This is a genomic window from Erythrobacter sp. JB3-1 (assembly GCF_057364995.1).
This window is the reverse complement of record NZ_CP200289.1, coordinates 19541-41414: the sequence shown is the minus strand read 5'-3', so window position 1 is coordinate 41414 and position 21874 is coordinate 19541. Positions and strand designations below refer to the sequence as shown.

Genomic DNA, 21874 nt, shown 5'->3' with positions numbered 1-21874 from the left:
CCGCCCGATGATTGCAGAGATTGGCCTTGCTGCCCTGTGGCTAGCGGCTGCGCTAGCCGCGCTGCAATTGTTCGCAGGCGTTCTGGCGCTGCGCCAGGAACAGGGCGAGGATGGTGAGCTGGCGCGATTGATGCGCCCGGCGGCGATGGTTCAGGCTTTGCTCGCGACGCTCGCGTTCTTCATGCTGATGTGGTGCTTTGCGATCACCGATCTGTCGGTGAAACTGGTTGCCGCAAACTCGCATTCGCTAAAACCGATGCTCTACAAAGTAACCGGCACTTGGGGCAATCATGAGGGCTCCATGCTGCTGTGGGTGGCGGTGATGGCGCTGTCTGGCGGGCTAATCGGCTGGTTGGAAAAGCGCCTGCCCGTGCGCACAATGCAGGCAACGCTGGCAACGCAGGGCTTTGTCGCCCTCGGCTTTTACGCGTTTCTGTTGCTTAGCTCTAACCCGTTTGAGCGCCTGCCTATACCAGCGCCAGAGGGGCAGGGCCTCAACCCGCTGCTGCAAGACATTGGCTTGGCGCTGCATCCGCCGACGCTTTACATTGGCTATGTCGGCCTTTCGGTTGCCTTCAGCTTTGCGATTGGCGCGCTGCTGACCCGTAATGTGACCCCGGAATTTGCGCGCGTTATGCGGCCATGGGTGCTGGGCGCTTGGGTGTTCCTGACGCTGGGTATTACCGCTGGCAGCTATTGGGCTTATTACGAGCTTGGCTGGGGCGGTTGGTGGTTCTGGGACCCGGTTGAGAACGCCTCACTGATGCCGTGGCTTGCCGCGACCGCTTTGCTGCATTCGACCAGCGTTCTGGCCGCTCGCGATGCCTTGCGCACTTGGACAATTATGCTCGGCGTGATTGCCTTCTCTATGAGCATGCTGGGGACTTTCCTAGTGCGCTCCGGCGTGTTGACCAGCGTCCATGCCTTTGCGGTGGATCCAGAACGGGGCAGCTTTATCCTGGTCCTGCTTGCGATCTACATCGGCGGCAGCCTCGCGATCTTCGCTTTGCGCGCTGGCACGGTGGCAGAGGGCAAGCGCTTTGCCATGAGCAGCCGTGAGGGCGCGCTGGTGTTCAACAATGTGATGCTATCCGCGATCCTCGGCATTGTGCTGCTCGGCACGCTCTATCCGCTGTTGACCGAGGCGTTTGATATTCGCGTGTCTGTTGGCCCGCCGTACTTCAATCCGGTGAGCGCGATTTTCGCTGTGCCAATGTTCCTGGTGATGGCTGCTGGCCCATTGATGCGTTGGCGCGAGGATAAACCTGCGCGCATTCGGCTGGAGCTGGCGATTGTCGGCGCGATCATTCTTGGCGTGCTGGTGCTGGTCGCGGTGCTGGGCGATTATTCTGTCTTGGCAATCATTGGCCTCGCATTGTCGGCTGGCCTTGCGATCGCATCCTTCATGCCCTTGCGCGGCCGCAAATTGTCGCGCGTGCCGCTGGCGACATGGGGCATGGTGATGGCGCATTTCGGGGTGGCGGTGTCGCTGTTCGGCATGGCTAGCGAGAGCGCCTTTACGACAGAACGCTTGTCGGCGGTGACTGCGGGCGAAAGCCAGCAGGTTGCGGGATGGAACATCACCTTGGAAGGCGTCGATCCGATTGCCGGTCCGAACTGGACCGCGATGGAGGCCCGAGTGCTTGCCCAGCGCGGCGGAGGCGAAGCCGACGTGATGATCCCGCAGGCGCGCAATTTCTGGGCGCCCGCGCAGGCCACCAGCGAGAGCGCTTTGCTCACCCGCTGGGACGGACAACTGTATGCGGTAATTGGCGATTCCGCCGGGGTTGATGCCAATGGCAATCAGCGCTGGCGGCTGCGGATCTGGTGGAAGCCGTTTGTGACTTTCATCTGGTATGGCGGTCTGCTGATTGCGTTCGGCGGCGCGCTGGCGATTATTGGCCGGGTTAGCGCAGATTTGAAACGCCGCCGTGCGGTTCTGCGCGGCACCGAAAAACGCGCTGAAGTCGCAGCATTGAAGCACGGCGAGCTGGGCGAATCAGCGCTCGCCAAGGATGCGCAGGGTAAAGCGCAAGGGGAGCCTGCGTGATGCGCTGGACCGTATGGATACCTCTGGGCCTGTTCGTCTTCTTCCTGGGAGTGGCGGGATATCGGCTGACCCAGCCGAAGGACGATCAAATCCCCTCCGCCATGGTTGAGAAGGCTCTGCCTGAATTTGAATTGCCCGCAGCGGTAGAGACCATGCCCGGCGCATCGCGTGCGGACTTTATCGGTGGCAAGCCAAAGTTGCTCAACATCTGGGCGAGCTGGTGCCTACCGTGCATTGCCGAGGCAAAGCGGCTGGAAGTGCTGGAGGGGCAGGGCGTTGAGATCATCGGCGTCGCGATCCGCGACGAGCCGGAAGACGTGGCAAATTTCCTCGAGCGCTACGGCAATCCCTATACCCGCATTGGCAAAGACGATATTTCGTCACTGATGCTGGAAATCGGCGCGTCTGGCGTGCCGGAAACCTATGTGATCGATGCCGAGGGCGTGATCCGATATCAGCATATTGGTGACATCCGGCTGGAGCATATCCCGCTCCTACTCGAACAGCTCAAGAAGGCGGAAACGTGAGGGCGCTCTACACTGCTCTGCTTGCCGCCGTGCTCGCGCCTTTGGCGATGCTCAGCGTCCCGCTGACCGCGCAAGATTCGCTGCCGCCGGCACCTTATGCCTATACGCAGCTGGAAGACCCAGCGCTGGAGGCGCAGGCCGTTGAGCTGATGGCGACGCTGCGCTGCCTGACCTGTCAGAGCCAGAACATCCACGATAGTGATGCGCCGATGGCCGGTGATATGCGCCATCAGGTCCGCTCACGCTTGGCCGCTGGAGAGAAACCAGAGGCGATCCGCCAATGGTTGATCGTGCGTTATGGGGATTATGTCAGTTACCAGCCGGAGGTTAGCTCCACGACTTGGCCGCTGTTCCTCGTGCCGGCGATCATCTTTGGCTTCGGTTTCCTGCTGTTGTTCCGCCGTCTGGGGCGCAAGCGCTCCGATGGGGGCGATGCAGACAGCGCGCCCACTCCTGAGGAAAGCGCATAATGGGCTGGATCGCCGTCTCACTCCTGGCGCTGGCCGCGTTTGGCTTTGCCGCATTCGTGCTGCGCCTACCGAAATCGAGCTGGACGCTATTTGGCGCGGTCTTGGTGTTCGGTCTCACCGGCTATGCTTGGCAGGGCAGCGCCAGCCAGCCCGGCAGTCCGAAGGCCGCGATGGTTCAGGAACCGCGCTCTGGCGAACAGATGGTCGAGGCCCGCCGCGCCCTGTTTGACGCGGGCGTGCCGAAACCAAATTATCTCACGGTATCCGATGGCTTTGCCCGGCGTGGCCGGTTCGCTGATGCCGCAGGCTTGCTACGCGGCGGCCTCGCAGACAATCCGGGGCACGCAGAGGGCTGGTTGGCGCTCGGCATGGCTCTGGTCGAGCATGCCGATGGCAGCGTCACACCGGCGGCGCACAATGCCTTTGACCGGGCTAGCAAGGCCGATCCGGCCAATCCGGGGTCGGGTTTCTTCCTTGGCGCGGCTTATTTCCGTAACCGCCAAGTGCGCGAGGCGCGCGCCGTTTGGGCTGAACTGTTGGAGCGCACGCCAGAGGATGCGCCGTGGCATGCAGAGCTCACCCGGCGGCTCGAGGCCATTGATGCGATGCTCTCTGGTGCTCCCAATCCGGCGGCCCAATAAGGCGCGCATCCACCGCCTGAGTTGCAGGGCCGCTAAGGCGGTGCTAGGGGCGCCCACCTCACAAGGTTCGTGGGGGCAGAGTCGCTAAATCGGGCGGCTTTTTTACGAGGGCAGTATCGATAGGGCCGCGGCTCTACTTCGGGAAATCCATTACGCATGAGCGATACAGCAGCGCCAGCACACCAACCGCCACAAGGCGGCAAGGGCCATAGCGCGTCTAAAAAGGCGCTCGCGGTTGGCGCGATTGGTATCGTCTTTGGCGATATCGGTACCAGCCCGCTCTATGCCTTTCGCGAGACATTTGTTGGCCCGCACCCGCTTGCGGTCGATAACGCGCATGTTCTGGGCGTCATTAGCCTGATCTTCTGGTCGATGACGCTGGTCGTCTCGATCCAATATGTCACGATCCTGATGCGCGCCGATAACAAGGGGCAGGGCGGTTCGCTCGCTTTGGTTGCGCTGATCTCCAGCCAGCTCAGCAAATCCAAATATGGTTGGGTGGCGCTGCTGCTCGGCGTGTTTGCGACCTCGCTGTTTTATGGCGACAGCATGATTACGCCTGCGATTTCGGTCCTGTCTGCGGTCGAGGGCCTAACGGTGGTGGACCCCGGATTGCAGCGTTTCGTTATCCCGATTGCGCTGGGCCTGCTCGTATTCCTGTTCATGCTGCAAAAGCGCGGCACGGCGAAGGTCGGGGCGCTGTTTGCCCCGGTCATGATCGTCTACTTTACGGTCATCGCCAGCATGGGCGCGTGGCAGATATTCAACACGCCAGAGATCCTGTGGGCGCTCAACCCCTATCACGCGGTGAATTTCTTTGTCCTTGATGGCTGGCTCGCGTTTCTGGCGCTCGGCTCAGTCGTTCTGGCAGTGACTGGCTCAGAGGCGCTCTATTCCGATATGGGGCACTTTGGCCGCGGCCCGATGCGGCTCTCGTGGTTCGGCTTTGTCATGCCCTGCCTGCTGCTCAACTACTTTGGGCAAGGCGCGATGATCATTGGTCTGCCGCCGGAACAAGCCGCTGAAGCCATCCAGAGCCCGTTCTTCTTCCTCGCCAGCGAGGAATGGCGCCTGCCGCTGGTGTTCCTGGCCACGGTCGCGACCTTTATCGCCAGCCAAGCGGTGATCTCTGGCGCGTTCTCGATCACGCATCAGGCCATCCAAATGGGCTATATCCCGCGCCTCTCGATCCGCCACACAAGCGAGACTGAGGGCGGCCAGATCTACATTCCAGTGGTGAACTGGGCGCTGATGGTCGCGGTGATCATTCTGGTGCTGACGTTCCAGAACTCCTCCAACCTCGCCAGCGCCTATGGCATCGCGGTGACCGGCGCGGTCACGATCGACACGCTGCTGATGGCGGTGCTGCTGGTAGGCGTGTGGAAATGGAAGTGGTGGTACGCCGCGCCCGTCGTGATCCTGTTCCTAATCGTCGATGGTGCGTACTTCGCTGCGAACCTTACGAAGGTGCCGGATGGCGGCTGGTTCCCGCTGATGGTCGGCTTCATCGCCTTCCTGCTGCTCACCACCTGGGCGCGCGGGCGTAAGTTGATGCGCGACCGGATGAGCGAGGTTGCTCTGCCGATGGAGATATTCGCCAAGTCCGCCAAGAATTCCGCCACCCGCGTGCCAGGCACGGCGATCTTCATGGCCTCCAGCACCGCTGGCGTGCCCTCTGCGCTGCTGCACAATATCAAGCATAATAAGGTGTTGCACGAACGCGTGGTGATCCTGACGGTCGATATTCAGGACGTGCCCTATGTCGATCCGAGCAGCCGCTGCGAATACACCGACATGGGCGACGGCTTCTACCGCGCGGTGCTGCGCTATGGCTTTATGGAAGAGACGAACGTCCCGCTGGGCCTGAAGCAGATGGAGCAGTGCGGCGGCGAGTTCGACATGATGCACACCAGCTTCTTCCTTTCGCGGCAAACCCTTCTGCCCAGCGACAAGCCGGGCATGCCGATCTGGCGCGAGAAGATCTTTGCGTGGATGCTGAGAAACGCAGCAACGGCGATGGAGTTCTTCCGACTACCGACCAACCGCGTGGTGGAGCTAGGCAGCCAGGTCGAGATTTAGGTCTCGTCCTGGTGCTTGGACCTTCTAAGAAAAGTCGGTTCCGCCTTCAGGATTTATCACGAATGAGAATGTAACTTCGTCTTTGTTATCACTGCGACTAGAATCTTTGATGTCATGGATTTCGATGGCTGCGAAGTTACCACTTGTGTTTTTGAGGATCACTATTTCGCCCTCTTGGGGTTTCACCACTCTATTTGAGAAATCGAAAGCACTGACGTCCCTGATGTCCCGAAAGCTGCCAACGCCTTTGGCGATTGCCAAACATTCGACGTTCGTCGCGTCCTTGTAGATGTAGATACTCTCTCCCGAGGCTTTGCTGAATCTGAGCGTGAATGAGAGATGTTCATAATTACCGATTACAAATGACTGATTATTGCTCATGTAATCGCAGGCCACGCGCCCGATACGACGACGATCTCTATAGGTGGGTTTCCATGGCCAATAGGTTGCCGAGAGAGTCGCTATGCCACCTATGAATACTACAATTGGCTCAATTGGAAACGACCAACTCGCAATTTCCGCCCAAAGCCAGATGACTGTGACAAAAAGAAAAGCGACTCCCAGTGCCGTAAGGAACCGCTTTTGATTGCGCTCAAGCCTATACAGTGTGTTGTGGAACATTTTGAGTAGCTAGCCAGTCAGCGGTTTGTCTTTCGCTTATTCCATATCACTCTGCCCAAAGCCATCTTATCCCTCAACAGATTTTGGGGCTGAGAACTCAATCGTTATTACGCAGTTTAGTGCGAGAATATATCTCAAGACCAAAACGAACCACACCTGTCGACCGTAACAAGATGTTACATGCTCACAGGTTGAACAGAATCTGGGTAAGGGTCGATGGCCGCAGTCACCAACGAAAGAGAACGCAAATGACTGCACATCGCATTTTCGCATCAGGACCGCGCGAGGCCAAATATGGTCATGGTCGCTATCTGAATGTCATCACCACAACCCGCTCAACCGACAATCAAGAACAGGTTGTGCGCGATGTCTTGCAAGAGCGGGCTCGCCGCGCGCTTTATGCCAATTGTGACCGCGCGCCGCTTGGCTGGGAAGACTGCGCCGCTTAAGGCGTTTCGTCTTTCGCCTCGGCCTTATCTTCCTCACCCAGATCCAGCCCATGCTTCAGCAGCATCGGGATATTGGCGAAGGTGAACAGGAAGGTGAGCGGCAGGAACACCCACAGCTTCGCCCACAGCCAGCCTTCAAAGGTCATATAGGCGCGAAGGCCTTCGTTGAGCGCAGCCAGCGCGAGGAAGAACACGCCCCAATTGCGTGACAGCTTTAGCCAGCCTTCGTCTGTCAGGCCCTCAAATGCGGCCTCCAGCAGGATCTTGAGCAGCGCCTTGCCCATCTTCCATCCGACCAGCAGGGCCACTCCAAAGAAGCCGTAGATGATGGTTGGCTTCAGCCGCACGAACACCGGATCGCCGAGGAAGATCGTCAAGCCGCCAAACCCTACGATGAGGGCGGTGGAGAACCACAGCATCGGCGATATCTTGCCGAGGCGCCATTTCGACACCGCCAACGCGATAAGAGCCGCAAGCATGAAGGCGCCGGTGCCGCGAATAATCGCGGACAGCTCGCTGATCGGCTCAGGCTGATCCGGTGCATAGAATTTGTAGACGCTGAGAAAAACCAGCAGCGGCCCGTAATCGACCGCGACATTGAGCCAGCCAGAGCCTGCCTTTTTTGTAGGTGGGGCGGCGGTTTCAGTGTCTGACATTACGCCACTCCTGCAATAACTTTGGCAACCAGATCGGGGTCGAACGGACGCAGATCATCCATGGTCTCGCCAACTCCAATCGCGTGGATTGGCAGGCCATATTGCTCCGCCGCCGCCACCAGCACCCCGCCGCGTGCGGTGCCATCCAGCTTGGTCATGATCAGGCCCGTGACGCCGGCGACCTCTTTGAACACATCGATCTGGGACAAAGCATTTTGGCCGTTGGTCGCATCCAGAACGAGCACGACATCATGCGGCGCCTCTGGATTGAGGCGTCCCAGAACGCGGCGGATTTTCTCCAGCTCGTCCATCAACTCGCGCTTGTTTTGCAGCCGTCCAGCGGTGTCCACGATCAGCGCGTCAATGCCGGTGTCCGTCGCCTCTTTCACTGCATCGAACACGATAGAGGCCGGATCGCCGCCTTCTGGTCCGCGAACGATGGGGACGCCGACACGCTCGGCCCAGGTCGCCAATTGCCCGATGGCGGCAGCACGGAACGTGTCTCCAGCGGCCAGCATCACGCCGTAATCATCCTCTTGGAAGAGATGTGCGAGTTTGGCGATGGTCGTTGTCTTGCCGGACCCGTTGACGCCGATCACTAGGATTACTTGCGGGCGGGGGAAGGCGACCACGTCGAGCGGTTTTGCGACAGGGCGCAGGATTTCGGCGATTTCCTCAGCGACGGCCTCTTTCAATTCCTGCTCAGTGATCTCCAGGCCGAAACGCTTTTCAGACAGTTTGGCGCGGATCCGCCCGGCGGCTGACGGCCCGAGGTCTGAGATGATCAGTGCGTCTTCCACCTCGTCCAAGGTGGCATCATCGAGCTTTGCCGTGCCGACCACGCCGGTGAGATTGGTGGACAGCCGCTCAGAGGTCTTGCGAAAGCCCCCAAACAGCCGGTCACTCCAGCTAGAGCCCGCATTCTCGGGATCGCTCATTGCAGCAGGCCTTTCTCATGGGCAGTCGGTGTGACGGTCAATATCGTGCCGCGCTGTGTGCCGCTGGGCAGAGCGACGCGGGCATAGCTCTCGCTGTAGCCGCTGTTGTCGCCCTCGGCGAGGACCAGAAGAGGTTCGCCCACAAGGCTATCCAGCCAGTTGGTGCGTGTTTCAGCGGCTAGCGCACGCAGTTCGGCTGCGCGCTCTTTAATGAGCGTGCGGTCATGTTGAGGCATGCGGGCCGCTGGCGTTCCTTCGCGCGCGGAGAAAGGGAAGATATGGCCGTGGACGATGTCCAACTCGCGAATGATCGAGAGGTTCGCCTGATGATGCTCAGCGGTTTCGGTTGGGAAGCCCGCGATCAGATCTGCGCCAATCGCAATATCCGGGCGGCGTGCCTTTAACCGCTGCACGAGATCCACCGAATCGCCGCGCAGGTGCCGCCGCTTCATGCGCTTCAGGATCAGATCATGGCCATGCTGCAGCGATAGGTGCAGATGGGGCATAAGGCGCGGCTCGCTGGCGAAGAGCTCAAACAGAGCCTCGTCAATCTCAATGCCGTCGAGTGATGACATGCGCAGGCGGACGAGGCGTGGGAAACGGTCTAGGATCGCGCCGACCAGCGCACCGAGCGGCGGGGCAGCCGGCAGATCGTGTCCCCAGCTGGTCACATCCACTCCGGTCAGCACGACCTCACGCGCGCCTAGCTCCAGATGCTGCTCCACCTCGCGCAGCACCTCGGCAATGGTCATGGATCGGCTGGTGCCGCGCCCTTGCGGGATGATGCAGAAGGTGCAGGCGTGATCGCAGCCATTCTGGACCGCGATAAAGGCGCGGGTCTTTGTGGGTGCAAGCGGAGCGTGATCGCTGGGTAGGTTCCAGGCGCGCGGATCAAGTTTTGACTGGTTGGAGATCAGCCCGTCGATTTCTGGCATATCGGCGAGCTGTTCACGCTCGATATCAGCGGCGCATCCGGTCACAATCAGGCGCGCATCGGGCCGTGCGCGGCGAGCCTTGCGGATGGCTTGGCGCGTTTGGCGCACAGCCTCATTGGTCACGGCGCAGCTGTTTACGACGACGACATCCTCGCCGTCTGGCAGCATCGCGCGCAGCTTCTCGCTTTCGGCAATATTGAGGCGGCAGCCGAGCGAGATTACGTCAGGCTGATTGGCGAGGGGCGCGCTCATGTGAAATCGTCCCACTCAAATGTACCGCGAAAGGCTTCGGTTGCCGGGCCTGACATCAGGATCGTATCGTCGCTGCGCCATTCGATCCGCAGATCACCGCCCGGTAATGACACCATGACGTCACGTCCGGTGATCCCGCAACGCGCCGCTGCAACCGCTGTGGCGCAGGCTCCGGTGCCGCATGCGCGGGTGATGCCCGCGCCGCGTTCCCACACATGCAAGCGCAGATGATCGGGCTCAATCAGGCTCGCGACATTGACGTTCACGCGTTCGGGGAACACCGCATCGTGCTCGATGATGGGGCCGTAGGTCTCAAGGGCGACCGCATCGGCATCTTCGACAAAGAACACCGCATGCGGATTGCCGACATTGACGGCGGCAGGGTTTTCCAGCGCTCCCTCGTCCATTGGCCAGCCAAGTGGCATTGAGAGCGTGTCCATTGGATAGTCGAGCGGGATCGCGTCCCAATCGAAGCGGGGGACGCCCATATCGACGCTGGCGCCGCCTTCGCTGGGGTGCAGCGATAGAGTGCCGCCAGCGGTCTTTACCTTGGCGGGCTTGCCATGCAGGATCGCCACCGCGCGGCTGGCATTGCCGCATGCGCCCACTTCACCGCCATCGCTGTTGAAGAAACGCATTTTGAAATCGTGCGAAGCGCTTGGCTCCAGCAGCACAAGCTGATCACATCCAATGCCCGTGCGCCGATCCGCAATCGCCTTCGCGAGCGCACTCGTAACGCTTGGCAATTGGGTTTCGCGGGCGTCGAGCACCACGAAGTCATTGCCGAGGCCGTGCATCTTGATGAAGGGAGTGCGCATGATCTGGAGCGCATTTATGCACGCACAGGCGCTACGTCCAGTTTTGCGTCAGTGATTTGTCTGTGCGCAGGCGATACCGGAGCCTCAGGAATACGCCTTTATTCGGCAACGCGCCTGAGGTTCTCGGGATCGACTGTGCTTTCGGTGGCGCTGTCCTGCGATGTAGAATCTACGTCTGGCTGCTCGACTAGGCGTCCAGCGGCTTTCAAGCGCAGGCGTACCTCTTCGGCGGTTTCTGGACGGCCATAGAGATAGCCTTGGCCTTTCAGGCGGCCCATCGTTTTGAGCAGGTCGAGGATGTTCTCATCTTCGATGCCCTCGGCGGTGATCGGCATATCCAGACCATTGCCAAGCGAGACAATCGCATCGACGATCTTGGAACTCGCATCGGGATTGCGCAGCTCGCTGATGAAGCTGCGATCAATCTTGAGCCGGTCAAACGGCAGCGAACGCAGCTGCTCAAGGCTCGAATAGCCCGTGCCAAAGTCATCGAGGCTGACCTTGACGCCTTGGTTACGCAGGCTCGCAATCATCGAGCGGACCATGCCGACATTGTCGTGCAGGCAGCTCTCGGTGATTTCAATCTCAAGCCGGTGCGCTGGGAAATTGTGCTCAACCAGCAGCTTCAGAAGTTTTTGCGCAAACCATGGATCGCGCATTTGGATTGGCGAGATGTTTACTGACAGGGTCAGATCCGGGTCCCAATCGCGGGCATCGGCAAAGGCCTCAACCATCAGCTTTTCCGACAAGTCGCCGATCACGCCAATGTCTTCGGCAATCGGAATAAAGATGTCCGGGCTGACGAGGCCCAGCTGAGGCGACTGCCAACGTGCGAGCATTTCGAAGCCGACCAGATCGCCGCTTTCTAGGTCAATTTGCTGCTCATAGAATGGCACAAACTCACCAACCGCAAGGCCGCGGCGAATGCCCGTTTCCAGCTCATTGCGGAAGCGCAGCTCATTTTCCATCGTTGGCTCAAACCAGTAATAGCGGTTCTTGCCTTGGTTCTTGGCGTGATACATCGCGATATCGGCGTGATGCATCAGGGTTTGCGCGTCGCTTACCAGCGGGTTGAATCCTTGTTCATCATGATCGGTGGCAATGCCAATCGACATGGTCAGCTCAACCGCCATGTCATCGACTTGATACATGGCTGTCGCGGTTTCAAACAGGCGGATCACCTGCTCATCAATGCGTTCTGGGTGCTTACCATCATACGGCATGACAAAGGCAAACTCGTCACCACCAAGGCGCGCCAGCAGAGCGTCTTTGGGGAGTTTTTCTTTGAGCCGCGAAGCCAGCTCGATCAGCAATTTGTCCCCGATCGCATGGCCGTTCATGTCATTGACCTGCTTAAAGTTGTCGAGGTCAATCATGACGTAGGCTAGAGCTTGGCCATGACGGTTTGGCCCGTTGCGCAGTTCTTCGGTGGCTTTCGCCATGGAGCGGCGGTTGAGGCAGCCGGTCAGCGGATCAATCTCGGATAGCTTGCGCGCCTGCTCTTCGGCGGCACGGCGCTGCTGGATTTCAGAATGGAGTTCGCGGTAGCGGCGCCAGCCAAATATGATCAACGCTATATTCAGTAGCATTGCGTTGACGAGCAATGGGTCGGGCCCTCTGCCTTCGCCAAACGTCGCTTCGGCGATGTCGCCCATTACAGAGCCGCCGATACCAACAAATATAATGATCGCAGCGGTGGCAATCCCCAGCGCAACAATGTCGCGCTCGGCCTTTCCTACCCGTTGCTCAGTTTTTTCTTCAGCCATAATCGGCTGTGCCCCCAGCGATTTCAGTCTCGGTCGTAATGAGGGCACATATTAAATATCCGGTTAAGATGAGCGCGCGCTCAATTTGGCGCTTGGCGCGGCGCGTTTCTATCGTCAGAACGATGGCCGTCTGACAGCGCTAAACTGGGGAGCGACCCTGTGCCCAATTACTGGCTGATAAAATCCGAACCGTTCAAATACGGCTGGGATGATCTGATCGCAGAGAAAGAGGGCGTTTGGGACGGGGTGCGCAATCATTTGGCGAAGAACAATCTCAAGGCGATGGAGGTCGGCGATGAGTGCTTCTTCTACCACTCGCGAGAAGGGCTAGAGATTGTTGGCATTTGCACGGTCAGCGTGGCTGATATTCTCGATCCCACCGATGAAACCGGCAAATGGGCTGCGGTAAAAGTGAAGCCGAAACGCAAGTTCGAAAACCCGGTGTCACTCAAGCAGATCAAGGCCGAGCCCAAGCTCGCAGAATGTCGGCTGGTGAAGCTGTCCCGATTGTCGGTCGCGCAGATCACGCCGGAAGAATGGCAGATCATTTGCGATATGGCCGAGGGATAGACGCTATCCCTTTGCGGCTGCATTCGCGCGCAGTCCGCTGATGCTAGCTCCGCTCGCGGCGAGTTGTTCAATATCAATCGACATGTGGATAAGGCGCAGGCCGCTCTTCTCGCGCGCTTCTGTGAGAGCGGATTGGAACTCTTCCGTTGTGCTTACGTGGGCGCTCCACGCTCCAAAGGCTGCGCCGAAAGCTGCGAAGTTTGGGTTGGCGAGTTTGGTGGCGGAAACGCGGCCGGGATATTCGCGCTCCTGGTGCATGCGAATGGTGCCATAGGCGCTGTTGTCGACCACCAGTACGGTTAGGTTTGCCCCGTACTGCGCTGCGGTTGCGAGCTCTTGGCCGTTCATCAGGAAATCGCCATCGCCTGCGACGATGACCACTTGCCGGTCCGTATGGCGCAGAGCCGCTGCGATCCCCGCTGGGACGCCATATCCCATCGCGCCGGCGGTCGGGGCCAGCTGCGTCGGATAGCCTTCATAGCGCCAATAACGGTGCCACCATCCGGCAAAATTGCCCGCGCCATTGGTGACGATCGTATCGGCGGGATAGACCTCCCGCATAAAGGCGACGCAGGCCGCCATATCGAGCGCATGATCGGAGGATTCGGTAGGGTCGTAGCTCGACCATTCGCGCCATTCCGCATTCGCTTGCGCGCCAGCATCGAAGGGGATGACGCTGTGATCTTCCCATAGCGCCGCAGCCTCTGCAAATTCGTCGACGGCGCAGCATAGCGCGAGGTCCGCCCGGTAAACTCGGCCCAATTCTTCGGGGTCTGGGTGGACATGGATCAGCGTTTGATCGGGATGCTCCAAAGTCGGGACGGTGTAGCCATCGGTTGTCGCCTCCCCCAACCGAGCGCCGACGGCGAGCACCAAGTCAGCGGCTTTCACCCGCTCTACCAATTTGGGGTTGGGACCATAGCCGAGATTGCCCGCATAGACCGGCGAATTGGGCGAAATAGCGTCTTGGCGGCGAAAGGCGGTTGCGACTGGTAAGCTAATGCTCTCGGCGAATTGCTGAAAGTGCTCGCGCGCCTTCGCGTTCCAACCGGCACCGCCGATAATCGCAATCGGGCTCGCCGCATCGCCAATCATTGCCAGCATCGCTTGCATTGCATCCGGGCATACCGCTTGCGCGGGGCGGGTAACCTCAGGGCGGGACTGCGGCGGGTTTTCGCCCATCAGGTCGCACAGCATGTCTTCCGGCAAAGCGAGCACGACCGGGCCAGGCCTGCCTGAAATCGCGACCGAGTAGGCTCGAGCGATGTATTCTGGGATGCGGGCCGCATCATCAATCCGCGCCGCCCATTTGCAGATCGGACCGAAAAAGGCGGCGAAATCCACCTCCTGAAAACCTTCGCGGTCTTTCATGCCGCGTGCGACATCGCCCACGAATAGGATCATCGGCTGCGAGTCCTGATGGGCGACATGAATGCCGATGCTGGCGTTGGTCGCGCCGGGGCCGCGGGTGACAAAGCCGATGCCGGGGCGGCCAGTCATGGCTCCATCGGCGCAAGCCATGAAAGCTGCGCCGCCTTCTTGCCGGCAAGTGACGACATCCACACTGTCGCTCGCATGCAAGGCGTCGAGCACGGCGAGAAAACTCTCTCCCGGAACGGTGAATATCCGGTCTGCGCCTTGTTCGATCAGGCAATCGACCAGCAGCTCTGCCGCTGTTGGAGCAGTCTTTTCCATCATTCCCTGTCCCGTCCTTGCGGCGCAATTCGCTGCGCTCTCAACGCGCTTAGCGGGGGCGCTGCACGCGCGCAATCCGGCCGAACTTTCCACAGGCCCAAATGAAAAAACAATTAATGTCCCGCAGCGCGACAGTTTGCAAATCACCCCTGCCAAAACGGTTAAGAAAGTCTTAACAAGTAGCCCATGACATATGCGAGTCTCAAAACAGTCGCCATCGAACGGAATCTGCCAGAGCTTGGTTTAGAACCGAAAAGGCGGGGCGGCCGCCGCGCTTTGGTGCTGACTGATGAAGCGGCTCAGCATTCGTTCCGCGCGTCATTGCCGCCGCATGTGCGCAGCGACGAATTGGCCGCACCGGCGGAATGCCTATGGCAATTGACCCGCGATGACGTGCGCGGTTTTGCGACGGTCTATGTCTCGACCTTTGCGGCGATCATCGCCTTTATCGCTTAAGTCATTGACGCTGCCTCGCGCGCTCTAAGCGGCGGCGTCAGAGTGCTCTAACTCAGCATTGTGCAGCCGTTTGCCGAGCCAGGCAGAGACGAGGCACATTCCAGCGCTTAGCAGAACCTGCTCCACCACCGGCACGCCAAGCGCGCTGAGCCCAATGGCCAGCAACGACCCAACCACCATCGCGCCTGAATTGACGATGTTGTTGGCTGCAATCGTCCGCGCGGCTTCGTCGGGTGCACAGCGAGTGGTTAGAAACGCATAGAGCGGCACCACGAACATGCCGCCCGCCACCGCAATGCCAAGCAGACATAGCAAAATGACAGCGGCCAGCGGCCATGCGACGAATTCCGCGACATTCAGCAGCTCTGTCGGCTGATCCGCCTGCCACATCCGGCAGACTAGATAGAATGCAACCACGAATGCGCCCATCGCGATAACGGATATGGGTGAATAGCGCGCCGACACTTTGCCTTTCAGCAGCTTGTTGATGGAAACCGAACCGATCGCCACCCCAACGGAGAAGATCACCAGAAATAGGCTGGCGACTTCTTTGCTAGCCATCAGCGTGTTTTTGGCGAGCGGCGGGAATTGGATGAACAGCACAGCGCCGATCGTCCAAAAGAAGCTGATCGAGAGGATCGCATAGAAAATCTGGCGATCATGCATTGTGTTTTTGATGAGCGCGATCGACGCGCGGATGATGTGCCAGTCTAGTTTTTCTTCCCCTTTGCCCAAAGGAGGTGCAGCGGGGATTTGTCGACTTGAGATATAGCCGATCACCGATGTCACTATGATGCCGCCGGCGGCCCATTCGACCGGGATCCAACCGGCCAAGATCGTGCCCAGCAAAATGGCGATGTAAGTGCCTGCCTCAACCAGTCCGGTCCCCGCTAACACTTCTTCTTTCTTCAAATGTTGCGGCAGGATGGCATATTTGATCGGGCCCAAGAATGTCGACTGAACCCCGGTCAGAAACAGGGCGAACATCAGCAGCGGTATCGCAAAGCTGTCGACCGCGATCCCGCGCCACGCGATCAGATGTCCGGTCTTGTCGAGCCACAAAAGAAGCAGGCCTGTTGCGCCGATCAGCATCAAACCAATCTCGCACATCTTGACCGTGCGGATGATCGCCGCCTTATCCCGCAAATCGGCGAGTTGCCCCGCCAACGCTGACAGAACGAAAAATGGCAGGATGAACAATCCCGAAGCAATGGCGCTAAAAATCGCCTCTTGGCTTTCATCGTCGTAAACTTTGTACACGACGAACAGGACCATCGAGGTCTTATACAAATTGTCATTAAATGCGTTCAGCGGCTGAGTGCAGAACAATGGCAGGAAGCGCCTGCGGCGCAAAAGATGCGTCGTCGTGGTCATGAAAGTGTTCGCTCCCCTGACGCAGGAGATAGACGATACGCAGGCGTTAACAAGGTGCCTGTTTCATCTTTTGCGCTGTGGTAAAGGCGGCTAAGGACGCATTCATAATGATGACATTGCCCAATATTCTCACTTTGTCGCGCATTATGGCGTTGCCATTGCTGGCCTTCTTTTTGTGGTGGCCGGAATGGCAATTGGGCTATGCGATAGGCTTTGTGCTGTACGGCCTGATTGCGATCACCGATTTCTTCGATGGCTATCTGGCCCGGGCGCAGGGCACGGTGTCAAAGCTCGGCATTTTCCTCGATCCCATCGCTGACAAGATCATGGTCGCGACCGTTATCCTTGTGCTCACCGCGCAAGGATATTTGCGGGGACCTTATGTGGGTGATTTCCATGTGATTGCCGGTCTGATCATTCTGATGCGAGAGATTGCCGTCTCTGGCCTGCGCGAATTTCTGGGCGGTATTCAGGTCTCCATGCCGGTCAGTAAACTGGCGAAATGGAAAACCGCGTTTCAGCTGGTCGCTTTGGCGGCTCTGATTGGCGGCGGGGCATTGCACGGACAGCCATGCCAAGTCCCCGGCGATGCCTGCGCCTCGGTTGAGCAGACCTGGCTACACTTGATCGGCCTGACGACGCTCTGGGCGGCTGCGGTGCTGACCTGCATCACCGGCTGGGATTACTTGCGGGTCGGCCTCAAACATATGGATTGAGTTTAGAAGTCTGGACGAAGAAGTTCAGTCAGTTCATTCTCATCATTCGTCAAAATCTCAGCCCATGGGATTTGATCCCAATGGGTGAACAACATCTTTTTGACGTCATCGGAATATCTCGTTTCTTTCAAGACATGCTGTTTCAATTCCATTTCACGCTCGATTTTTGGAATTGACGAAAGTTTTTCGATTGTCGGTTGTGCCTGACGCAAAATTAGTTCGGCGATCACTGTTTCGTAAACAAAGAATGCACCGATTAAAACTTCATGTGGTGGGATGTGAGTTTGATTTTGACGGTTGGAATCGGGGATCTCAGTTGGGCTCAGAGCTAGAACGAAGTTATCACGTACCGTGCAGAGCGACGTCGGATCGAACCCACGGTGGACAATTGCATTTCTAAGCTCCCGTAAGTATTTTGCTGGATTGTTACCGACTATCTGATTTGAGCTAAGCAGCGCGGAATTCCATTCGTCTCGCAGGCTGGCTCCGAAGATGTCAGCTGAGGCATCTACTAGGCCGACTAAGTTCACGAGGTATTGTGAGTATGCCATTCGCATCTGAAAAGGGTCCGCAGGAGGAGCAAAGCGACGAATGCGGTGAAATGCATCCTTCTTGCATTTTGAATACCAAATAAGTCCGCTGAGATTTTCCATCAGATGGTGTGCAGTCAAATCTGCCATCTCAACCCGCCCGCAATTCCTCAGCCAGCAGCTTAAAGTCATCCGCGCGCGGGCTGTTCTTGCGCCAGATCAGAGCGATCTCGCGGCTGGCCTGCGCGGATTTCAGCGGGCGCGCGACGACTTTGGTGCCGTCTAATATTCCGGCGTCCAGCGCCATTTGGGGCAGCATCGTCAGGCCCAGATCATTGTCGACCATCTGCACCAGAGTGTGCAGCGACGTGCCAATGATCGCGGCATTGGCGCGCATTTCTGGCCGCGCGCAGGCGGCCAGCGCATGATCGCGCAGGCAATGCCCATCTTCGAGCAGCAGCAAGCGGCCTTCATCAATCATGCTGGGCGGGACGCTGTCTGGCGGATCGCGCGGATCATCCTTGGGAAAGGCAACGAACAGCTTGTCGTCGCTGATGTGCTCGACTTCGACCTCACCGGTGCCAAAGGGCAGGGCGAGCAGCACACAATCAACCCGGCCATGTTGCAGCGATTCCACCGCATCTTGGCTGGTCTCCTCGCGCAGCAGCAGCTTTAAATCAGGCCGCTCGCGTTTTAGGCGCGGCAACATATGCGGCAGCATAAAGGGCGCGATGGTCGGAATAACGCTCATGCGTAGCGTACCGGACAGCGGCTTGCCCGCAGCTTGGACGAGGTCGGACAGCTCCTCTGCCTCGCGCAGCAGCCGGTGCGCCTTTTCCACCACCTGATCGCCCAGCGCAGTAAAGCGCACGACCCGGCGGCTGCGCTCAACCAGCGTTACGCCCAGCAGCGATTCCAGTTCGCGAATGCCCGCCGATAGGGTCGATTGCGAAACATAGCTCGCATCTGCCGCGCGACCGAAGTGCTTATGCTCGTGCAAAGACACGAGATATTGCAGTTGCTTGATGGTGGGGAGATAGGTGGACATGGCTAAGTTTTATTCGGCCGCTGCCGTCTCTGCCTCGGCTTCCGCCTCTGCTGCGTCATCGCTGGCGGCCGCGGCCTCTTCCATATTTGCGTGCATGTCATCGATGTGGGTCATGGACAGTTTGCCATTTTTCACCGCAAAGCCGAGCTTGCCTTCGACTAGTTCTAGCGCGTCTTTGCCAAATACTTCGTAGCGCCAGCCTTGCAGCACTTTGAGATCGCGCACGCCGGCGGCGAGGGCTTCCATCTCGTCGGCTCTGGTGAGCAAGCGCGAGGCCACATCGATCTCGCGCGCCCGGATTTTCAGGAGCAGTTTCAGAAGGTCGGCGACCAATGCGCCTTCCTTGCCCAGAGGCGCCCCGCGTTTCATCTTCTCGGGAAGCTCGCTTTTGGGCAGCGGCTCCGCCTCTTCGATGACGCGCATCAGGCGCTTGCCAATATCATTGTCGCGCCATGCGGACGACAGCCCGCGCACTTTGGCGAGATCAGCCTGTTTCTTGGGTGGATGGCTGGCGATGTCTGCCAAGGTCTCATCGCGCATGATCCGGCCGCGCGGAATATTCTTGTGCTGCGCTTCGCCCTCGCGCCACGCGGCGAGGCCCTTCATCCGGCCAAGCACCGCTGGATTGCGGCCCGGCTGACGAATGCGGCGCCAGGCATTGTCGGGATTTACAATGTAATTGCTCGCATTGGCGAGCTTTTCCATCTCCGCATCAAGCCAGCGCCCGCGGCCCGTCTTGATCAATTTCTTGAGCATTTTCGGGAAAATCTCGGACAGGTGCGTCACATCACCGATGGCGTATTCGATCTGCCGGTCGGTCAGCGGGCGGCGGCTCCAATCGGTGAAGCGCGCGCCTTTGTCGATTTGTAGGCCCAGCCAGCTATCGACCAGATTGGCGTAGCCGATTTGCTCAGACTGGCTGATTGCCATCATCGCGATTTGCGTGTCGAAAATGGGGAAGGGGGTCTTGCCAGTGAGGTTGACGATGATCTCAACATCTTGCCCGCCCGCGTGGAAGACTTTGAGCACTTCGTCATTTTCGCACATCAGATCGAGCAGCGGCGTGAGATCGATCCCATCGGCCAGCGGATCAATCGCCGCGGCCTCTTCCTCATTGGCGATCTGCACTAGGCACAGTTCCGGCCAATAGGTGTTCTCGCGCATGAATTCGGTGTCGATGGTGACAAATTCAGATTTCGCCAAACGCTCGCAAAGGTCGCTTAGAGCATCGGTCGTGGTAATCAGATCATGTATTTTCATATCTGTCTTTTCAGTGTGTCAGGCGGAGTACCGCCTCCGGGCGTGAGCCCATTGATGATTGCTTAGCATGCGTGAAACTTGACAAAGCCCCGCGCTTGCCCTGTTAGCGCGCGCATATTGATATGCGCTCTAAACTAGGCCACGCCATGCAATCATTGCTGGCGCGCCTTTAGCGCCATACTCTCGAACAGGACAAGAGTTTAGCATGCACGCTTATCGTACTCATACTTGCGCACAGTTAAGTGAAGCCAATGTCGGTGAAACCGTTCGCCTTTCCGGCTGGATTCACCGCAAACGCGATTTTGGCGGGGTGCTGTTCGTCGATCTGCGCGACCACTACGGGATCACTCAGATTGTAGCTGATGTCGATTCGCCCGCTCTGCCCATTCTTGACAAGCTGCGGCTGGAATCGGTCGTGACGATTGATGGCGATGTAAAGGCGCGTAGCGGAGACACAATCAATCCCGCGATCGAAACTGGCACTGTGGAAGTGTTTGCCCGCGCGGTGGAAGTGCAAAGTGCGGCGGAAGAACTGCCGATGCCGGTTGCTGGTGAGCAGGAATATCCTGAGGACATTCGCCTCAAATACCGCTTCCTCGATTTGCGGCGTGAGACAATGCACCGCAACATTATGCTGCGCAGCCAGGTGATCACCTCGATCCGTGGGCGCATGATCGACCAAGGTTTCACAGAGTTTCAGACGCCGATCCTGACGGCTTCCTCACCAGAGGGCGCGCGCGACTTCTTGGTGCCAAGCCGCATGCATCCGGGCAATTTCTACGCGCTGCCGCAGGCGCCGCAGATGTTCAAACAGATGCTGATGGTCAGCGGGTTTGATCGCTATTTCCAGATTGCGCCGTGCTTTCGCGATGAAGACCTGCGCGCTGACCGTAGTCTTGAGTTCTATCAGCTCGACTTTGAAATGAGCTTTGTGACGCAGGAAGACGTGTTCCAGACGTTGGAGCCGGTTCTTGCGGGCGTCTTCGCTGAGTTTGCCAATGGAAAGAGCGTGACCGCGTCGGGCGACTTCCCGCGCATTCCATATGCCGAGGCGATGCTGAAATATGGCAGCGACAAGCCTGATCTGCGCAACCCGCTGATCATCTATGACGTTACCAGCCATTTCGAGAAGTCAGGCTTTGGCCTGTTTGAAAAGATCGTAGGCGGCGGCGGCGTTGTCCGCGTGGTGCCTGCGCCAAACACGAATGAGAAGAGCCGCAAGTTCTTCGATGATATGAACAATTGGGCGCGAGGTGAGGGCTTTGCTGGCCTTGGATACGTCACCCGCAAGGGCGGCGAGTTCGGTGGACCAATCGCCAAGAACCACGGTCCTGACCTGATGGCTCAGCTCTATGACGAGCTCGGCCTTGGCCCGGATGACGGCCTGTTCTTTGCCGCGGGCAAGGAAAAGGACGCAGCGAAGTTGGCCGGTGCCGCTCGCACTCAGGTTGGCGAGCAACTTGGTCTGATTGAAGAGAACTGCTTCAAGTTCTGCTGGATCGTTGATTTCCCGATGTTCGAGTATGACGAAGACGCCAAGAAGGTCGATTTCAGTCACAACCCATTCTCAATGCCGCAGGGCGAGATGGATGCACTGGAAAATCAGGATCCGCTTGAGATCAAAGCGTGGCAATATGACATTGTCTGCAACGGCTATGAGTTGTCTTCCGGTGCGATCCGGAACCATCGCCCGGATATCATGTACAAGGCGTTCGAAATTGCTGGCTATTCCAAGGAAGACGTCGACCGCGAGTTCGGCGGCATGATCGAAGCGTTCAAGCTTGGTGCACCGCCGCATGGCGGATCAGCTCCGGGTATTGACCGGATCGTAATGCTGCTGGCCGGCGAAGAGGCTATCCGCGAAGTGATCGCATTCCCGATGAATCAGAAGGGTGAAGACCTGATGATGGGCGCACCGAGCAAAGCGGAATTGCCGCAATTGCGCGAGCTGTCCTTGCGGGTGATTGAGCCGCCTAAGAAGAAAGGCGATGCGGCGAAACCCGCATAAGGCAGCTAACGCGCA

General features: G+C 58.5%; 21 protein-coding genes. 10 read left to right on the top strand and 11 right to left on the bottom strand.

Annotated features, from left to right (window positions below; all coding sequences use genetic code 11):
• The first annotated feature begins 7 nt into the window (after positions 1-7).
• The 5 genes from AC0V6M_RS00150 to AC0V6M_RS00130 all read left to right on the top strand — a co-directional run bounded on the left by AC0V6M_RS00150 (position 8) and on the right by AC0V6M_RS00130 (position 5767).
• Positions 8-2050 carry a heme lyase CcmF/NrfE family subunit gene (locus AC0V6M_RS00150; protein ID WP_486136860.1) on the top strand — a complete coding sequence of 681 codons (2043 nt, stop codon included), beginning with the start codon at positions 8-10 and terminating at the stop codon, positions 2048-2050.
• Complete coding sequence (locus tag AC0V6M_RS00145) at positions 2050-2577, top strand: DsbE family thiol:disulfide interchange protein (protein ID WP_486136859.1); 528 nt, start codon at positions 2050-2052, stop codon at positions 2575-2577. The genes AC0V6M_RS00150 and AC0V6M_RS00145 overlap by 1 nt, the downstream gene beginning before the upstream one ends.
• A gap of 47 nt (positions 2578-2624) precedes the next feature.
• Positions 2625-3047: a cytochrome c-type biogenesis protein gene (locus AC0V6M_RS00140; RefSeq protein ID WP_486139537.1), complete on the top strand. Its 423-nt coding sequence runs from the start codon at positions 2625-2627 to the stop codon at positions 3045-3047.
• Positions 3047-3688, top strand: a complete 642-nt coding sequence (locus AC0V6M_RS00135; protein ID WP_486136858.1) for a tetratricopeptide repeat protein — start codon at positions 3047-3049, stop codon at positions 3686-3688. The genes AC0V6M_RS00140 and AC0V6M_RS00135 overlap by 1 nt, the downstream gene beginning before the upstream one ends.
• Before the next feature lie 156 nt (positions 3689-3844).
• Positions 3845-5767, top strand: a complete 1923-nt coding sequence (locus AC0V6M_RS00130; protein WP_486136857.1) for a potassium transporter Kup — start codon at positions 3845-3847, stop codon at positions 5765-5767.
• 24 nt (positions 5768-5791) lie between these two features.
• Here the strand turns inward: AC0V6M_RS00130 and AC0V6M_RS00125 are convergent, their stop codons facing one another.
• On the bottom strand, positions 5792-6388 hold the full coding sequence (locus AC0V6M_RS00125; RefSeq protein WP_486136856.1) for a hypothetical protein: 597 nt from the start codon (positions 6386-6388) through the stop codon (positions 5792-5794).
• A gap of 248 nt (positions 6389-6636) precedes the next feature.
• Between AC0V6M_RS00125 and AC0V6M_RS00120 the strand changes: the two genes are divergently transcribed.
• Entirely contained in the window at positions 6637-6837 is a 201-nt protein-coding gene (locus AC0V6M_RS00120) for a hypothetical protein (protein ID WP_472644805.1), read from the top strand.
• On the opposite strand, the gene AC0V6M_RS00115 is transcribed toward AC0V6M_RS00120, so the two are convergent.
• From AC0V6M_RS00115 to AC0V6M_RS00095, 5 genes are all read right to left on the bottom strand, one after another.
• Positions 6834-7493 (bottom strand): inner membrane-spanning protein YciB, encoded by a 660-nt coding sequence (locus tag AC0V6M_RS00115; protein ID WP_486136855.1) that lies wholly within the window; start codon positions 7491-7493, stop codon positions 6834-6836. The two genes, AC0V6M_RS00120 and AC0V6M_RS00115, sit on opposite strands and share 4 nt — an antisense overlap.
• Positions 7493-8431 (bottom strand): signal recognition particle-docking protein FtsY, encoded by a 939-nt coding sequence (gene ftsY / locus AC0V6M_RS00110; RefSeq protein ID WP_486136854.1) that lies wholly within the window; start codon positions 8429-8431, stop codon positions 7493-7495. The genes AC0V6M_RS00115 and ftsY overlap by 1 nt, the downstream gene beginning before the upstream one ends.
• Positions 8428-9618: a MiaB/RimO family radical SAM methylthiotransferase gene (locus AC0V6M_RS00105; RefSeq protein WP_486136853.1), complete on the bottom strand. Its 1191-nt coding sequence runs from the start codon at positions 9616-9618 to the stop codon at positions 8428-8430. The genes ftsY and AC0V6M_RS00105 overlap by 4 nt, the downstream gene beginning before the upstream one ends.
• Entirely contained in the window at positions 9615-10436 is an 822-nt protein-coding gene (dapF, locus tag AC0V6M_RS00100; RefSeq protein ID WP_486136852.1) for a diaminopimelate epimerase, read from the bottom strand. The genes AC0V6M_RS00105 and dapF overlap by 4 nt, the downstream gene beginning before the upstream one ends.
• A 98-nt stretch (positions 10437-10534) precedes the next feature.
• Positions 10535-12202 (bottom strand): putative bifunctional diguanylate cyclase/phosphodiesterase, encoded by a 1668-nt coding sequence (locus AC0V6M_RS00095; protein ID WP_486136851.1) that lies wholly within the window; start codon positions 12200-12202, stop codon positions 10535-10537.
• A gap of 159 nt (positions 12203-12361) precedes the next feature.
• Here AC0V6M_RS00095 and AC0V6M_RS00090 point away from each other — a divergent pair, with 159 nt between their 5' ends.
• Positions 12362-12772, top strand: coding sequence for an EVE domain-containing protein (locus tag AC0V6M_RS00090; protein ID WP_486136849.1), 411 nt, complete (start codon positions 12362-12364; stop codon positions 12770-12772).
• 3 nt (positions 12773-12775) lie between these two features.
• Here the strand turns inward: AC0V6M_RS00090 and AC0V6M_RS00085 are convergent, their stop codons facing one another.
• Entirely contained in the window at positions 12776-14470 is a 1695-nt protein-coding gene (locus tag AC0V6M_RS00085; protein WP_486136847.1) for a thiamine pyrophosphate-binding protein, read from the bottom strand.
• A gap of 183 nt (positions 14471-14653) precedes the next feature.
• Here AC0V6M_RS00085 and AC0V6M_RS00080 point away from each other — a divergent pair, with 183 nt between their 5' ends.
• Positions 14654-14923, top strand: coding sequence for a hypothetical protein (locus AC0V6M_RS00080; protein ID WP_486136846.1), 270 nt, complete (start codon positions 14654-14656; stop codon positions 14921-14923).
• Positions 14924-14947: 24 nt separating this feature from the next.
• Here AC0V6M_RS00080 and AC0V6M_RS00075 read toward each other — a convergent pair whose 3' ends face one another.
• On the bottom strand, positions 14948-16297 hold the full coding sequence (locus tag AC0V6M_RS00075) for an MFS transporter (protein WP_486136845.1): 1350 nt from the start codon (positions 16295-16297) through the stop codon (positions 14948-14950).
• Between the two features lie 107 nt (positions 16298-16404).
• Here AC0V6M_RS00075 and pgsA point away from each other — a divergent pair, with 107 nt between their 5' ends.
• Positions 16405-17013: a CDP-diacylglycerol--glycerol-3-phosphate 3-phosphatidyltransferase gene (pgsA, locus tag AC0V6M_RS00070; protein ID WP_486136843.1), complete on the top strand. Its 609-nt coding sequence runs from the start codon at positions 16405-16407 to the stop codon at positions 17011-17013.
• Positions 17014-17015: 2 nt separating this feature from the next.
• On the opposite strand, the gene AC0V6M_RS00065 is transcribed toward pgsA, so the two are convergent.
• The 3 genes from AC0V6M_RS00065 to rnd are packed head-to-tail and all read right to left on the bottom strand — an operon-like array spanning position 17016 to position 19851.
• Positions 17016-17693, bottom strand: coding sequence for a hypothetical protein (locus tag AC0V6M_RS00065; RefSeq protein ID WP_486136842.1), 678 nt, complete (start codon positions 17691-17693; stop codon positions 17016-17018).
• Between the two features lies 1 nt (position 17694).
• On the bottom strand, positions 17695-18591 hold the full coding sequence (locus AC0V6M_RS00060; protein WP_486136841.1) for a LysR substrate-binding domain-containing protein: 897 nt from the start codon (positions 18589-18591) through the stop codon (positions 17695-17697).
• Between the two features lie 9 nt (positions 18592-18600).
• Positions 18601-19851 (bottom strand): ribonuclease D, encoded by a 1251-nt coding sequence (rnd, locus tag AC0V6M_RS00055; RefSeq protein ID WP_486136839.1) that lies wholly within the window; start codon positions 19849-19851, stop codon positions 18601-18603.
• Between the two features lie 205 nt (positions 19852-20056).
• On the opposite strand from rnd, the gene aspS reads away from it, so the two are divergent.
• The gene (gene aspS / locus AC0V6M_RS00050; RefSeq protein ID WP_486136838.1) at positions 20057-21859 is read left to right on the top strand and encodes an aspartate--tRNA ligase; all 1803 of its coding nucleotides are present in this window, start codon (positions 20057-20059) and stop codon (positions 21857-21859) included.
• Positions 21860-21874 lie beyond the last annotated feature (15 nt).